Source organism: Mannheimia haemolytica (genome assembly GCA_900638155.1).
In the GTDB taxonomy this organism is placed as follows: domain Bacteria; phylum Pseudomonadota; class Gammaproteobacteria; order Enterobacterales; family Pasteurellaceae; genus Mannheimia; species Mannheimia glucosida.
Genome location: LR134495.1, coordinates 604,872 through 619,053, shown reverse-complemented (window position 1 = coordinate 619,053; position 14,182 = coordinate 604,872). Strand labels below are relative to the sequence as shown.

Sequence of the window (14,182 nt, the reverse complement as noted above, 5' to 3'; positions counted from 1 at the left end):
TTTTTGCAAAAAATCGACCGCTTGTTTTATTCCAAAAAAGCATATTACCTTAATTTATTTTATTTCTAGGGCATAAAAAAGCGGATTAAGATAGCGACAAATCTAGCTAATTATATGAGGTAAACACAATGTCGGTTCTTTCATCTTCTTTTATTCAGTGGCTTCAGGAGAACGCCGAAAATTTAGATCAATCTAACGAACGAGCGGATTTACTCATTCCTCAAATTGCCGCACAAGGGCTATATAAAATCGGCGTGCCGGAAACGCTTGGCGGTAGTGGTGGCAATTTGGTTGATGCAATTAAAGCCATTACCGAACTTGGCAATCATTCGCTTGCGGCGGCTTTTGTCTCTTGGGGACATCGTACCTTTATCGAACATATCATTCTCTCCCAAAACCCGATTCCACGTGAAACCTATTTGAGTGATTTATTAAGCGGTAACTTAACCGCCGGAACAGGCTTATCCAATGCGATGAAATTTCTTTCAGGCATTGAAGAGCTGAATGTGAGTATTTCCGAGCAAAACGGCAAGCGTTATTTAAACGGTCGCTTACCTTGGGTGACAAATTTACGTTCAGACCGCTTTGTTGCCAGCTTTGTTGCCGGTTTTCAAGACGAACGCAAACCGCTGGTGATTGCAATTCCCTCTACCGCCAAAGGCTTAACCCGCACCAAAGAATTGGAATTTATGGCATTACAAGGCACAAACACCACCGCTTTAGTGTTTGATAATGTGGAATTAAAAGAAGAGTGGATTTTGTCCGATAATGCTCCTGAATTTTTAGCCCAAACCCGTCCTGCATTTTTAGGATTACAGTTTGGATTACCGTTTGGCTTGGTTGAAACCAGTTTAGCGGAAATTGAAAAATCGCTCTCGTTCCGCCCAATGCTAAGTGCAGAATGGCAAGAACAAGTTGATGCACTCAATGATATAAAAAACCGATTATTCAATGGCTTAAATGAAGATGGCTATTTTGTATGCAACCCTAAAGAGCTGTTTAAAGTCCGAATCGAGATTGTCGATGTAGTCGCAAAAACGATTCTGCTTGAATTACAAGCCAGCGGTGGGAAAGGCTATTTAAAAAGTGACACTTCAGGCTTTAGCCGCCGTTGGAAAGAGGCAGCATTCTTACCGGTAGTGACCCCAAGTGCAGTGCAACTGCGGTTAGTATTGGCAAATTGTTAAAAATATCGGGGCAACATTGTTGCCCTATAATGTAAAAAATTAGTGAAATTCGACCGCTTGAAAAAGAAAAGGTAAGGCATATTCTGTACCTTACCTTTTTTAATTTTATTCAGCGAAAGATTAAGCAAAAGGTTGCAATTCAGGGTTGATTGGGGTTTCGGCAATATTGTTAACGTAGTTACATAATGTTGCCAAGCTCACGCCTAAAATCACATCAATCGCATTTTGTTGGTTGTAACCGGCAGCGAAAAATTCGTTTAATTGGACTTCGGTTAATTTGGCTTTTTGTAAAATTACCGCAAGTGTAAAGCGAGCTAAAGTATCTAGTTTGTCGTCTGCATCAATGCGAGCAGTAGCACGCAATGCGTTCACTACTTCTTCAGGCATTTTTAATGCTTTTAAGGCAATTTTAGTATGACCTGCCACACAGAATCCACAGCCATTGACCACTGCTGCGGTGATTTGCACCACTTCACGTTCTTCGGCAGTTAAGCTGTTACGCCCGTTAATACCCCCCACGGTGCGGTAAGTTTCTAGTGCAGTGGGAGCGTTGGCTAATACGCCGATGAGGTTTGGGATAAAGCCGTTTGCTTGTTGTACTGCTTTTAGGGCTTCTTGTGCCGCTTCAGGGGCGGATTCAATAGTGTGAATTTGAAATTTAGACATAAATGTTCCTTATCAGGTGGTTTATTGATGTGGCTGATCATAAAGAAAAGGCTAAGACAGAACAAATCAAAATCACTATTTAATATAACTAAAAGATCTTAAAGGGAGTATAGTCACCTATACTCCCTCTGTTTATGCACAGGTTGAGTTTTACTCTTCTGCGTCTTCTTTCGCCCATTCTAATGAGCGGCGAACAGCTTTTTTCCAGCCTTTATAGCGTTTAGCTCGTTTTTCTTGGTCGCCGTCTGGGGTGAAAGTGCGTTCAATTTCCGCTTTGTCTTTCAGTTCTTCCAAATCTTTCCAGAAGCCGACAGCAATACCGGCAAGATAAGCTGCCCCTAATGCGGTAACTTCTTTAACTTTCGGACGCTCAACTTTAGTGTCTAAAATATCGGCTTGGAACTGCATTAAGAAATTGTTTGCGGTTGCTCCACCGTCCACACGTAGTGCTTGCAGTTTCGCTTTGGAGTCAGATTGCATTGCTTCTAATACATCGCGGGTTTGGTAAGCGATGGACTCTAAGGTCGCACGCACAATGTGGTTGCGGTTTGCTCCACGTGTTAAGCCAAAGATAGAACCGCGTGCATACGGATCCCAATATGGAGCACCTAAGCCGGTGAAGGCAGGCACAACATAAACGCCGTTAGAGTCATCTTCTTTAGTGGCGAAATATTCGCTGTCAAAACTATCGTGAACAATTTTCAGCTCATCACGCAGCCATTGAATAGACGCACCGGCAATAAATACTGAGCCTTCCAACGCATATTCCGGCTCGCCTTTTGCGTTACAGGCAATGGTAGTTAATAAACCGTTTTCAGATTGAATTGCAGTATTACCGGTGTGCATCAACATAAAACAACCTGTGCCGTAGGTATTTTTCGCTTGCCCCTCTTTCACACATAAGTGACCGTAAAGAGCCGCTTGTTGGTCTCCGGCAATACCTGATACCGGAATACGCACACCACCTTGACCACCGATATTGGTTTGACCGTAAACCTCCGATGAATTTTTCACTTCAGGCAACATTGAGCGTGGAATATTGAGCAATTCCAACATTTTGTCGTCCCATTGTTTGGTGTGAATGTTAAACAACATAGTACGAGAGGCGTTGGTGTAATCGGTCACGTGTACCCGCCCTTGGGTTAATTTCCACACCAACCAAGTATCAACCGTACCGAACAGCAATTCGCCACGTTCCGCTTTTTCTCTTGCCCCTTCTACGTTATCTAAAATCCACTTCACTTTAGTGCCGGAGAAGTACGGATCGACCACCAAGCCGGTCGTTTTACGAATATATTCTTCGTGTCCGTCTGCTTTTAATTTATCGGTGATATCGGATGTACGGCGACATTGCCACACAATCGCATTATAAACCGGTTTGCCGGTCTCTTTTTCCCATACAATCGTGGTTTCACGTTGGTTTGTGATCCCGATTGCGGCAATACTATCCGGTTTAATACCGGCTTTTGCCACCACTTCATTTAAGGTCGAGCTTTGGCTTGACCAAATTTCCATCGGGTTATGTTCCACCCAGCCTGCTTGCGGATAAATCTGGGTAAATTCACGCTGAGCCACTTCAACCACATTGGCATTTTTATCCAATAAAACCGCACGAGAGCTGGTTGTACCTTGGTCGAGAGCGATGATGTATTGTTTTTCCATAGATTACTCCTGAGTATTTGCCGGAAGGTTTTTGTGAATAAGATTTTTATAGCCCCAAGCACCGAATAATGCACCACAGATTGGAGCGACAATCGGAATGATGAAATACGGAATTTCTTTTCCGCCTGTTAAAGCAATTTCACCCCAACCGGCAAGATAAGCAAAGAGTTTCGGACCAAAATCACGAGCCGGGTTCATCGCAAAGCCGGTTAACGGGCCGGTTGCTCCACCAATTACCGCAATCAATAAACCGATGAGTAATGCGGCTAAGGCTTTATTCGGCAAGCCGTTTTTGTCATCACCAATCGCTAAAATGGTGGACATCAACACCGCAGTAATCGCAAATTCGACGATGAAAGCAGTGAGCAGTGTAATATTCGGATTTGGATAGGTCGAGAAAACACCGGCAAAGCCGACCGTCTCGCCCCGAGTAATGCCTTGAGCGGCTTCGGCGGCAGTAAAGAGATCGCTATACATAAAATAAATCAGTGCGACAGAGCAAAACGCTCCGGCAACTTGGGCGATGACATAGGGCAAAATTTTATGCTTTTCAAAGCCGTAGAATGCGGCAAGTGCTATAGTGACCGCAGGGTTAAGGTGAGCACCGGAAATACCGGCAGAAATGTAGATTGCCATGGAAACACCAAGCCCCCAAACGATGGAAATTTCCCATAAACCGAAATTCGCACCGGCTACCTGAGCAGCAGCAACACAACCAGCACCAAAGAAAAGAATAAAACCTGTACCGATAAATTCGCCAATACAGGCATTACGTAAGGATTTGCTCATAAAGTTTCTCCTTAAGATGAAAATGATTGGAAAGTGATGAAAAAATGTTTGAATATGAACATATTTCGGAGTGATATTGCCAAAGCGGCATTTTTTAAGCAAATAGGAAGTTTCAAATTTGTGAAATCCATCACATTATTTTTCTAAATCACTCATTTTTAGGTATGATGTGAGAAAACGTTAGATGAGGAAAATGATGTCTTCAATACTTATGATTTCAATCGGGGCGGTACTTGGAGCTATGTGCCGCTGGCAATTAGCCGTTTGGCTAAACCCGATACTCAGCCAATTCGCCTTTGGTACTTTAGCGGCAAATTGGCTTGGTTGTTTGTTAATTGGTATCGCAATGGGGTTTAACTTAGGCGAGAGCCAGCGGTTGCTGTTCATCATCGGTTTTTTAGGCAGTTTTACCACCTTTTCCAGTTTCTCTTTAGAACTAACGGAAAAACTATTAGCAGAAAAATGGGGGCAGTTTGTGACAGTGCTGAGCTTACATTTAATCGGTGGGCTTTTGCTTACTTTGATAGGTGTAATGCTTGCAAGAGCCGTTACAAGCGGTCGTTTTTGCTGAAGGTTTTGCAAATGAAAAACCTCCCAAGCGGGAGGTTTTGCGAGCGATTAAAGTAGGATATTGGAAAGTAATAAACCAAATCCGATACTGAAAATCATACTAAGTAAGCCCGGTAACATAAAGCTATGGTTGAAAATATATTTACCGATACGGGTTGTGCCGGTGGTGTCGAAGTCAATCGAGGCAATAATCGGGCCGTAGTTCGGAATGAAGAAGTAGCCGTTTACCGCCACAAATACCCCGATTAGCACCGGTGCAGGAATGCCGATAGCAATCGCTACAGGGAATAAGGTTGCAACCGTTGCCCCTTGGCTGTTTACCAATACGGAAAGTACGAATAATGCGAAAGCAAATGCCCAAGGTGCGGTTTCAACTAAGCCTGACACCATTGATTTCACTTCATCCATATGGCCTTGCATTAAGGTATCACCTAACCAAGCAATACCGAAAATGGCAATTACCGCACGCATACCGGCGTGGAAGACAGAACCTTTAGTGATTTCATTGCCGTCCGGTTTACAGGTAAGAATAATCAACGCACCAATACTTAACATCACGATTTCAATGGTGTGAGCCATACCCATCGGCTTACCATCAAACACAGGGCGAAGAGCTGGAATTGCGCCCATTAATACCACTAATAATGCACCGAATAGGAATAAGCCTACTGATAATTTCGCAGTCGGTTTTAACGGTAATTCGGTTGGATTGGCAGTAATGTGATTTTCTTTCACATATTCAGGGTCTTGTAATAAGCGTTGATAATTTGGGTCATCTTTTAATTCCTTACCCATTTTATTCACAAATACACAAGCTAAACCTAAGCCTAATAAGGTCGCAGGAATAGTCACACTTAATACGTTACCCAATGTAATACCTTGCGGTTCAAGGAAGGCAACCACTGCGACTACTGCCGCGGCAATCGGGCTGGCTACAATCGCAAATTGTGAGGCGATAACTGCCATAGAGAGTGGGCGTTCAGGGCGAATGCCGTTGTGGCGGCTCACCTCTGCAATTACCGGCAATACTGAATAGGCAACGTGACCTGTACCGGCAAGCACGGTAAATGTCCAAGTTACAAGCGGTGCGATAAAGGTAATGTATTTCGGGTTTTTACGCAAAATGCGAGTGGCAATTTTGATCATATAGTCCAAACCACCGGCTGCTTGCATGGCTGCTGCAGCCGATACAACCGCCATAATCATAAACATTACATCAATCGGTAAGCCAGCAGGTTTTAAACCAAAGCCAAATGAGAGAATGGCTAAGCCCAAGCCACCAAACACCCCTAATCCAATTCCACCCACACGGGCGCCAACCAAAATGCATAGTAACACTATGGCAAATTGGATAATAAACATCGCAGACATAATTTTTTGCTCCTAAATAAGTAAATGAAACTCTGTGTTTGAAAAAATCTGCATTTTTCATCAAATTAATCGGCGCGTACTATATCAATAAATAAAACTAATCTCTATAATCTAAATCAATAAAATTTCTAATTAATTAAGGAAAAATATGCAATTTTCAAAAATGCACGGCTTAGGCAATGATTTTATGGTGGTTGATGGCGTAACCCAAAACGTTTACCTTACTGAAGAGATGATCCGCACGCTCTCAGATCGCCATCGTGGTATCGGTTTCGACCAACTTTTATTGGTTGAACCGCCTTACGACCCTGAATTAGATTTTCACTACCGTATTTTTAATGCAGACGGCAGTGAGGTATCGCAATGTGGCAATGGGGCGAGATGTTTTGCCCGGTTTGTTACGCTCAAAGGCTTAACCAACAAAAAAGACATTCACGTTAGCACCGCAAAAGGCAAAATGGTGCTAAGTTTGCAAGAAGACGGCAAAGTGCGTGTGAATATGGGCGAACCGATTTGGGAACCTTCGCAAGTGCCTTTTACCGCAAATAAATTTGAGAAAAACTATATTTTACGCACTGAGCTACAAACCGTGCTATGTGGCGTGGTTTCAATGGGGAACCCACACTGCGTGTTGCAAGTGGAAGATGTGAAAACCGCCCCGGTAAATGAACTTGGACCGTTGCTGGAAAGCCACGAGCGTTTTCCTGAACGAGCGAACATCAGCTTTATGCAAGTGGTGAATCGTAACCACGTTAAATTACGGGTGTATGAACGAGGAGCAGGTGAAACCCAAGCCTGTGGCAGCGGTGCGTGCGGCACGGTGGCAGTCGGCATTATGCAAGGCTTGTTAGATAACAAAGTGCAGGTGGATTTACCCGGTGGAACGCTGATCATTGAATGGCAAGGGATAGGGCACCCGCTGTATATGACCGGCGATGCCACCCATATTTATGATGGGTTTATTAAACTGTAAGTTTTCCCATAGGGGAGACAAGCGGTTTATTTTTACCGTTTTTTTGCAAAATAGGGTTGGTTTATACAAAAGTACCAGCGTGGACGCTGGCACTATCAGACTGATGTATAACTTTTGTTTAAATTCAATTTATAGATGGTGCAAGCGTCCTCGCTTGTACCAAAACAGTTTTACGCAAGCAACTTTTTCACCAACTCCAACACCACCGGCAATTCGGTAACACCTTCTCGATCCAAAAAATGCCCGCCTTGATTTAGCCGAATATAATCCGCGTGCAAATGTTGGGCTAACGCATCACTGTATTGGTGATTCACGACCTTATCATCTAACGCACTTACCACATAGCTTGGAAAGCTCGATACGCTCGGCAAAATCGCATAATAGTTGGTAAAGGCAGACAGTTCGGGTAAGTTTTCTACCGGTTGATAGAACCCCGACACAAACACCGCCCCTTTAATCTTGGCGTAATTTTTGGCTAAAAAATTCAAAATGGCAATGCAACCTAAACTATGCCCGACAAAAACCGTTTGATCGGTCAGCTCCACCTTTTGTGCAAGATGATTTAACCAACCATCTAACGACGGATTTGCTGAATCCGGCATATTCAGCCGCTCGCAGCTTACGCCGCATTTTTCAAGTTCCTGCTCCAGCCAAGGAAACCAATGCTTATCAGCATTCGCCGTATAACCGTGTACAATATAAACCTGTGCCATTTCACACCTCCTGATTTCCAAAAGATTGTACCATAGCTTAATCAGGAAAAAACAAGCGGTGATTTTTTTAAATTTTTTTGCAACTCGGATAAAATAGCACGCATTTACGCAACAGAGGTCATCAATGAACGTTTGGATTTTACTTGCGATTTCCATCTGCCTCGAAATCGCTGCCACCAATTTACTCAAATTAAGCAACGGTTTCACCAAAGCCGTTCCGACTATTGGCTCACTCGCCTTGTACGGGTTATCCTTTTACTTTCTCTCGATTATCTTCCGTACCCTGCCGGTTGGAATTGTGTACGCTATTTGGTCCGGCGTAGGGATTGTACTTACCGCCATTGTCGCTTATTTTGCCTTCGGACAGAAAATTGACCTAGCAGGCTTAATTGGTATTGCCTTAATTTTAGCTGGCGTATTGGTAATTAATTTATTTTCCAAGGTGTGATACAAGCGGTTGATTTTACAAAAACTCTGCAAAATCAACCGCTTGTAATAGTTGGCAAGAATTATAACCCCTTCAACCGCCGGTAAAGCTCAGTAAATTTTTGGCGTTTTTGTTGATATTCTGCATAGCGGGCAGGGGTTGGTTGGTAAACCTGTTCTAATGGTAACGGCTGGCAGAACGAGGCAATATCCTGATTTGGGTTTAACGCAATTTGAGCGAGTTTTGCAGCCCCTAATGCAGGACCGACATCGCCACCGGTGCGGTATTCAAAGGTTTTACCGCTAATATCGGCAAGTAGCTGTCGCCAGTAAGCACTTTTTGCTCCACCGCCAATTAATGCAATATTGTCAGCAACCACACCTGTTTCGTGGAGTACCTCAATCCCTTCAGCTAAAGCGAAACTTACCCCTTCAATCACAGCTTTTGCCATTGTAACTTGGTTATCGTTATGACTTAATCCCCAGAATATGCCTTTGGCGTAAGGATCGTTATGCGGCGTACGCTCACCCGATAAATACGGTAAAAAAATAGCATCAGATGCCGTTTGGCTTGCTTCAACCTGTTGGAATAAGGTTGATATATCTTTAAACCCTAATGATTTTACCGCCCAATCCACCGCAGAAGCGGCACTTAAAATCACTGACATCAAATGCCAGCGGTCTGGTAAGGCGTGGCAGAAACTGTGAACCGCTTTTTGCGGATTAGCGTGGAATTTATCGCTCACCACAAAATAAACGCCTGATGTACCGAGCGAGAGCATCGCTTGCCCTGTTTGGTATAAGCCGATGCCGATTGCACCGGCAGCATTATCACCGCCACCTGCCACAATCGGCACGGATTTCATTTTCCATTGCTCGGCAAGGGTTGGGCGTAAATAACCTGTGATTTGATTGCCTTCAAACAGTTTCGGCATATTTTCAATGTCTAACCCACAAGCGTTTAGTAACGATTTGTTCCAATCCCGTTTACCCACATCAAGCCACATTGTGCCGGAGGCATCGGACATATCAGAGGCATATTCGCCGCTCATTAACAAGCGGAGATAATCTTTCGGCAGCAATACTTTGCTGACTTTTTCGGCAATATCGGGCAGGTGCTTATCAACCCAACGCAACTTCGGAGCGGTAAAGCCCGGCATCATCAGGTTGCCTGTGATTTCACGGCTATTCGGCACAAGTTGTTCTAACTCTTCACATTCCGCAAAACTGCGACCATCGTTCCATAAAATAGCTGGGGAAAGCACATTGTCCGCACTGTCTAACAAGGTTGCTCCGTGCATTTGCCCTGTTAAACCGATGGCTTTGACACCGCTTAAATCCTGTTGAGAGGCTAGTTCAAACATTGCTTCATTGGTGGCATTCCACCAATCTTGCGGATTTTGTTCAGACCATAATGGCTGCGGGCGGGAAATAGGCAGTGATTTTTGTGTGATGGCAATAATGTGTTGATTTTCATCGAGTAACACGACTTTTACACCCGATGTGCCGAGATCGATTCCAATGTACATAAATATTCCTTTGTTATTGAATACAAGCGGTCATTTTATTCGGAACATTTGCAATTTTAAGTTTTGGAGATCTATCACCCCTCTTTAGCAAAGAGGGGAATCAGATCGAGCTTAACTTTGCAAAAAATTGATAAAAAAACAACCGCTTGTAGATTAACGGTAAATATAGCTATTTACCAAGTTTTCTAAGTATTCTTGCTGGCCTGAAACAGGTTTCGGATCTAAACTTTGGGTTTCCACAATTTTCGCTAACTCTTCTAAACTTGCTTTACCGTTTAGAATTTGCTGACCTAAGTCTTTGTTCCAGCCTGCATAACGGTTATCCACCACTTTTTGCAATGCTTGGTCTTCAATCATTTTCGCTGCACGTTTGAGTGAAAGGGCTAACACATCAATCGCCCCGATGTGTGCGTGGAATAGATCATACGGATCGGTACTCTGGCGGCGGATTTTCGCATCAAAGTTGAAACCACCTGTCGTGAAACCGCCTGCTTTTAAGATTTCATACATCACAAGGGTGTTTTCTTCCACGCTGTTCGGGAATTGGTCGGTATCCCAGCCTAATTGCGGATCGCCACGGTTCGCATCGATAGAGCCGAAAATATCTAATGCTGTTGCAGTGGCAATTTCGTGTTGGAAAGTATGTCCTGCAAGGGTTGCGTGGTTTGCTTCAATGTTTACTTTGATCTCTTTTTCTAGACCAAACTGTTTTAAGAAACCGTAAACGGTGGCAACATCGTAGTCATATTGATGTTTGGTCGGTTCTTGCGGTTTTGGCTCAATTAATAAAGTGCCGTTAAAACCGATTTTGTGTTTATGCTCTACCACTAACTGCATAAAGCGACCGATTTGTTCACGCTCACGTTTTAAGTCGGTATTGAGTAAGGTTTCATAACCTTCACGTCCGCCCCATAATACATAATTTTCGCCACCTAAGCGTTTGGTTGCGTTCATTGCGGTAAAGACTTGTGCCGCCGCCCAGGCAAAGACTTCCGGATTCGGATTGGTTGAAGCACCCGACATATAGCGAGGGTTGGTAAAGCAGTTCGCCGTACCCCATAATAATTTCACGCCTGTTTCAGCTTGTTTTTGCTCTAAAATATCCACAATAGTGTTGAAATTGTGCTGATATTCTTTGAAACTGTTGCCTTCTGGCGCAACATCCACATCGTGGAAACAGTAGTAAGGAATACCTAGTTTTTGGAAAAATTCAAAGGCGATTTCCGCTTTTTGTTTCGCACCTTGCAGTAAATCGCCGTTTTTTTGCCAGCTTCTATCAAGAGAACCGACACCGAACATATCATTCCCAGTCCAGCAGAAGGTATGCCAGTAACAGACTGCTAAACGTAGATGCTCTGCCATCGTTTTGCCTAAAATCACTTCATTTGGATTGTAATGTTTGAATGCAAACGGGTTGGTGGAATTTGCCCCTTCATATTGTACTTTTGAGATTTTGTCGAAATAGTTAGACATAATCAATGCTCCTCTGAATTGGATAAATAATGTTTCGCCAACATCATCGGAGAATTATCAAAAGGCTTCAATTACGATATTTCGTTTTTTCATTTCGATTATTGGTTAATGTGGCATAGATCACAAAAGTGAAAAATCATAATGATATTAATAAATATGATAATTGAACTTCATTTGAAATCAGCCCAGACTGCTTACGGGCGAAAAAGATGCTCACACATTTTCATAACCAATGAGGTGAACTATGAAACTTAAGTCTAAATTATTAGCCGTTGCTGCGGCGACTTTAATAGCACTCAGCAATGCTTCTGTTGCTAAAGATTTGAAAATCGGTATGTCAATTGATGATTTACGCTTAGAGCGTTGGCAAAAAGACCGAGATATTTTTGTGAATAAAGCGGAGAGCTTAGGAGCAAAAGTCTTTGTTCAATCGGCAAATGGTGATGCAACTGCACAAATCTCACAAATTGAGAATATGTTGAATAAAGATATTGACGTATTGGTGATTATTCCGTTTAACGGAGAAGTGTTATCCAATGTGATTGCTGAGGCGAAAAAAGAAGGTGTTAAGGTACTTGCTTACGACCGTTTAATTAACAATGCTGATGTGGATTTTTATGTTTCATTTGATAATGAAAAAGTAGGTGAATTGCAGGCTAAAAGTATTGTTGAGCAAAAGCCAGAGGGGAATTATTTCCTAATGGGTGGTTCACCTGTAGATAATAACGCGAAGCTGTTCCGTAAAGGTCAAATGAAGGTGCTACAACCGTTAATTGACAGTGGAAAAATTAAAGTGGTGGGCGATCAATGGGTAGATTCTTGGCTTGCTGAAAAAGCATTACAGATTATGGAAAACGCACTGACTGCTAATAAAAATAATATTGATGCAGTTGTAGCTTCAAACGATGCAACCGCAGGCGGTGCAATTCAAGCTTTAAGTGCTCAAGGCTTATCCGGCAAGGTCGCGATTTCTGGACAAGATGCAGATTTAGCCGCAATTAAACGTATCATTGCCGGTACGCAAACGATGACGGTGTATAAACCAATTACCAATTTAGCCGACAAAGCTGCCGAAATTGCCGTTGTATTAGGTAAAAATGAGAAAGTAGAAAGCAATGCTCAATTAAATAACGGTATGAAAGAAGTACCGGCATATTTATTAGAGCCAGTTGTTGTAACTAAAGAAAATATTGATGACACGGTGATTAAAGACGGCTTCCATACCAAAGATGCAGTATATAAATAAATCACTTTAATTTATCGAAATGGCGAGGTTTCCTCGCCATTTTTGAAAATAAGGGGCTAAGTATGGCGAAATTATTAGAAATGAAGAACATCACCAAAAAATTCGGTGAGGTTGTGGCATTAAATAATATTTCAATTTCCCTTGAAACCGGTGAAATACTTTCTTTATGTGGTGAAAATGGTTCAGGCAAATCAACGTTAATGAAAGTGTTATGTGGCATTTATCCTGCCGGTGAGTATGAAGGGGAAATCTATTTTTCCGGTGAAAAACTGATTGCCAAAAATATTAGAGATACTGAAGAAAAAGGTATTTCGATTATTCACCAAGAATTGACCTTAGTAAAAAATATGTCAATTTTGGAGAATATGTTTTTAGGTAATGAAATTACCCATTCAGGCATAACAGATGACAATGAAATGTATCTGCGTTGTAAAACCTTACTTGAACAAGTGCAGTTGGATATTGACCCAAACACCAAAGTAGGAGAGCTAGGCTTAGGGCAACAGCAGTTAGTTGAAATTGCCAAAGCATTGAATAAACAGGTACGGTTGTTGATTTTAGACGAACCCACCGCCTCGTTAACTGAAAAAGAGACCGAGATTCTGCTGAGTTTAATTAAAGATTTACAAGCCCACAATATTGCTTGTGTTTATATTTCACACAAATTGAATGAAGTGAAAGCCATTTCCGACAAAATCTGTGTCATTCGAGACGGCGAACATATTGGTACTCGCAATGCAGAGGGAATGAGTGAAGACGATATTATTACGATGATGGTTGGGCGTGAAATTACCTCGCTCTACCCACACGAGCCACACAATATTGGTGAAGAAGTCCTTCGAGTTGAAAATTTAACTGCTTGGCACCCAACCAATACACATATCAAACGGGTTGATAATGCTAATTTTGTGCTACGCCAAGGTGAAATTTTAGGGGTTGCTGGTTTGGTCGGTTCAGGGCGAACCGAGATGGCACAATGTATTTTTGGTTCTTACCAAGGAAAATATCAAGGTGATCTTTTTCTGCATAACCAACCGATTAAAATTAAAAATTGTGTGCAAGCGATTGAAAATCATATTGTAATGGTGGCGGAAGATCGCAAAAAACATGGCATTATTCCCATTATGGGGGTGGGTAAAAATATAACCCTCTCTTCACTGCCGCAATTTTGTTTTGGCAAAAAAGTAATTAATGAACCACTTGAAGAAACAATTATTAATCAGTCGATTGCCAAGCTCAAAGTCAAAACTTCTTCGCCGGAATTAGCAATTGGTCGCTTAAGTGGCGGTAATCAGCAAAAAGCGATTTTGGCAAAATGCCTATTGCTTAGCCCTAAAATCTTAATTTTAGATGAGCCAACCCGTGGCATTGACGTGGGAGCAAAATATGAAATTTATAAGCTCATCAACCAATTAGCTAAAGAAGGTATGGCAATTATCGTCATCTCCTCCGAATTACCTGAAGTTTTAGGCATTAGTGATCGTGTATTGGTTATGCACCAAGGCAAAATTAAAGCAGATTTGATTAACCAAGATCTTACCCAAGAAAAAGTGATGGAAGCGGCACTCAAGGAGTAA

The 14,182-nt window shown here is 42.4% G+C and carries 13 protein-coding genes; 6 read left to right on the top strand and 7 right to left on the bottom strand.

Going from position 1 to position 14,182, the window contains the following annotated elements:
* Window positions 1-128: 128 nt before the first annotated feature.
* On the top strand, window positions 129-1,187 hold the full coding sequence (locus EL242_RS03220; RefSeq protein ID WP_126301479.1) for an acyl-CoA dehydrogenase family protein: 1,059 nt from the start codon (window positions 129-131) through the stop codon (window positions 1,185-1,187).
* A 120-nt stretch (window positions 1,188-1,307) separates the two neighbouring features.
* On the opposite strand, the gene EL242_RS03215 is transcribed toward EL242_RS03220, so the two are convergent.
* The 3 genes from EL242_RS03215 to EL242_RS03205 all read right to left on the bottom strand — a co-directional run bounded on the left by EL242_RS03215 (window position 1,308) and on the right by EL242_RS03205 (window position 4,304).
* The gene (locus EL242_RS03215; RefSeq protein ID WP_126301478.1) at window positions 1,308-1,853 is read right to left on the bottom strand and encodes a carboxymuconolactone decarboxylase family protein; all 546 of its coding nucleotides are present in this window, start codon (window positions 1,851-1,853) and stop codon (window positions 1,308-1,310) included.
* Between the two features lie 150 nt (window positions 1,854-2,003).
* A complete protein-coding gene (glpK, locus tag EL242_RS03210; protein ID WP_126301477.1) occupies window positions 2,004-3,515 on the bottom strand; it encodes a glycerol kinase GlpK in 1,512 nt (503 codons plus the stop codon).
* 3 nt (window positions 3,516-3,518) lie between these two features.
* The gene (locus EL242_RS03205) at window positions 3,519-4,304 is read right to left on the bottom strand and encodes an MIP/aquaporin family protein (RefSeq protein ID WP_126301476.1); all 786 of its coding nucleotides are present in this window, start codon (window positions 4,302-4,304) and stop codon (window positions 3,519-3,521) included.
* Between the two features lie 196 nt (window positions 4,305-4,500).
* Here EL242_RS03205 and EL242_RS03200 point away from each other — a divergent pair, with 196 nt between their 5' ends.
* A complete protein-coding gene (locus tag EL242_RS03200) occupies window positions 4,501-4,875 on the top strand; it encodes a fluoride efflux transporter FluC (protein WP_232019686.1) in 375 nt (124 codons plus the stop codon).
* Between the two features lie 47 nt (window positions 4,876-4,922).
* Here EL242_RS03200 and EL242_RS03195 read toward each other — a convergent pair whose 3' ends face one another.
* Window positions 4,923-6,245 carry an anaerobic C4-dicarboxylate transporter gene (locus EL242_RS03195; RefSeq protein WP_126301475.1) on the bottom strand — a complete coding sequence of 441 codons (1,323 nt, stop codon included), beginning with the start codon at window positions 6,243-6,245 and terminating at the stop codon, window positions 4,923-4,925.
* 148 nt (window positions 6,246-6,393) lie between these two features.
* On the opposite strand from EL242_RS03195, the gene dapF reads away from it, so the two are divergent.
* The gene (gene dapF / locus EL242_RS03190; protein WP_126301474.1) at window positions 6,394-7,218 is read left to right on the top strand and encodes a diaminopimelate epimerase; all 825 of its coding nucleotides are present in this window, start codon (window positions 6,394-6,396) and stop codon (window positions 7,216-7,218) included.
* A gap of 170 nt (window positions 7,219-7,388) precedes the next feature.
* Here the strand turns inward: dapF and EL242_RS03185 are convergent, their stop codons facing one another.
* Window positions 7,389-7,931 carry an RBBP9/YdeN family alpha/beta hydrolase gene (locus EL242_RS03185; RefSeq protein WP_126301473.1) on the bottom strand — a complete coding sequence of 181 codons (543 nt, stop codon included), beginning with the start codon at window positions 7,929-7,931 and terminating at the stop codon, window positions 7,389-7,391.
* Window positions 7,932-8,055: 124 nt separating this feature from the next.
* On the opposite strand from EL242_RS03185, the gene EL242_RS03180 reads away from it, so the two are divergent.
* A complete protein-coding gene (locus EL242_RS03180) occupies window positions 8,056-8,379 on the top strand; it encodes a DMT family transporter (protein ID WP_126301472.1) in 324 nt (107 codons plus the stop codon).
* A 61-nt stretch (window positions 8,380-8,440) separates the two neighbouring features.
* Here the strand turns inward: EL242_RS03180 and xylB are convergent, their stop codons facing one another.
* The gene (xylB, locus tag EL242_RS03175; RefSeq protein ID WP_126301471.1) at window positions 8,441-9,886 is read right to left on the bottom strand and encodes a xylulokinase; all 1,446 of its coding nucleotides are present in this window, start codon (window positions 9,884-9,886) and stop codon (window positions 8,441-8,443) included.
* Window positions 9,887-10,039: 153 nt separating this feature from the next.
* Window positions 10,040-11,359 carry a xylose isomerase gene (gene xylA, locus EL242_RS03170; protein ID WP_126301470.1) on the bottom strand — a complete coding sequence of 440 codons (1,320 nt, stop codon included), beginning with the start codon at window positions 11,357-11,359 and terminating at the stop codon, window positions 10,040-10,042.
* Between the two features lie 244 nt (window positions 11,360-11,603).
* Between xylA and xylF the strand changes: the two genes are divergently transcribed.
* Both xylF and xylG read left to right on the top strand, forming a co-directional pair.
* Entirely contained in the window at window positions 11,604-12,605 is a 1,002-nt protein-coding gene (gene xylF / locus EL242_RS03165; RefSeq protein WP_126301469.1) for a D-xylose ABC transporter substrate-binding protein, read from the top strand.
* Between the two features lie 62 nt (window positions 12,606-12,667).
* Window positions 12,668-14,182, top strand: coding sequence for a D-xylose ABC transporter ATP-binding protein (gene xylG / locus EL242_RS03160; RefSeq protein WP_126301468.1), 1,515 nt, complete (start codon window positions 12,668-12,670; stop codon window positions 14,180-14,182).